1 protein-coding gene and 1 pseudogene are annotated in these 1380 nt (G+C 67.6%); both read left to right on the top strand.

Going from position 1 to position 1380, the window contains the following annotated elements:
* Positions 1 to 457: pseudogene (locus J2X09_RS27005) on the top strand (methyl-accepting chemotaxis protein); the annotation flags it as partial.
* 32 nt (positions 458 to 489) lie between these two features.
* A partial coding sequence (locus J2X09_RS27000; protein ID WP_204735976.1) for an MCP four helix bundle domain-containing protein occupies positions 490 to 1380 on the top strand: 891 nt, incomplete at its 3' end.

The following is a 1380-nucleotide window of genomic DNA, read 5'->3' as shown; positions in this document are numbered from 1 at the left end:
GACGCAGCTGGACCAGATGACGCAGCAGAACGCGGCGCTGGTGGAGGAGAGTGCGGCGGCTGCAGAGAGCCTGAAGGACCAGGCCCGCCGCCTCGACGATGTGGTGCGCGTGTTCCGCACCGGCGATGGCGACACGGCCCGCCCGATGACGCCTGCCACCCCGGAGATCAAACCCACGGTCATCGCGCCGGAGGTGTCGACGCCCGTGCTGACCTCGGTCGTGACGCCTGCCGCAACACCGGCACAGGTGGTCAAGTCCACCAAGAGCGTGGCAGATCACAACACGCCCGTGCCGGCCAAGGCCGCGGTGGTGCCGGCACCAGCCGTGCGTCCGCAGGCGGTCAAGCCCGCGCCGGTGGTCAACCGTGTGGTCGATACGCCGGCCGCAACGCCCATCCGGCCCGCCGCCACAACGGCTTCCAGCGCCTCGAGCGAAGGCGACTGGGAAAGTTTCTGATCGATTCAACCCATTCACACGAATTGCATTCCATGTCTTTCCATCAATTCAAGGTCGGCCAGCGGCTCGGCTTCGGCTTCCTGAGCGTGCTGCTGCTGCTCATGGCCGTCACGGCGCTGGCCTGGAACGGTCTTCGCGCCACGCAGGCGGCCACCGAGCGCGTGATCGAGCTGGAGCACCGCGCTTCCGTGACGGAAGAGTGGGCCGCCAGCACCACACTGAACATCAGCCGTGCCCTGGCCGTGGCCAAGTCCCGCGCCGATCCCGAGGTGGATGCCTACTTCAAACCGCTGATCGCGCAGACGAGCACGCGCATCAGCGAGCTGCAGAAGACGCTCGAAGAGGAAGTGACCAGCGACGAAGGCAAAGCCCTGCTGGCGAAGATCGCGACCCTGCGTGCCGAGTACATCGACGTGCGCAAGAACTTCTTCGCCGTGCTCAACACCGGTGACACCGCCGCGGCCAACCAGATTCTCTCGGGCAAAGTGCTGCCCGCGGCCGACCGCTACAGCGGCGCGCAGGGTGAGATGCTCGCGCACCAGCGCAGCCTCGTGCAGGCCGCGATGACCGAATCCGCCGCCACCGTGCGCCGCAATGTCGCGTGGCTGGCGAGTCTCGCCGCGCTGGCGGTGGTGGTGGCCTCGGTGCTGGCCTGGCGCATCACGCGCTCGGTGACCGAGCCGGTGAACCAGGCGGTGTCCATTGCCTCGGCCGTGGCCGATGGCAACCTTGCCGTGCAGGTACAGACCGATCGCAAGGACGAGCTCGGCGACCTGCTCAACGCGCTGAGCGCGATGAAGACGGCACTGATCCAGACGGTGGGTCAGGTGCGCAGCGCGACGGACAGCATCAACACGGCGTCGGTGGAGATTGCGTCTGGGAACCAGGACCTGAGCGCGCGCACGGAGCAGGCGGCGAGCAAC

It is taken from the genome of Hydrogenophaga laconesensis (genome assembly GCF_031457235.1).
Classification (GTDB): domain Bacteria; phylum Pseudomonadota; class Gammaproteobacteria; order Burkholderiales; family Burkholderiaceae_C; genus Hydrogenophaga; species Hydrogenophaga laconesensis.
The sequence above is the reverse complement of the archived record's forward strand: the minus strand, read 5'-3'. Positions and strand labels throughout refer to the sequence as shown.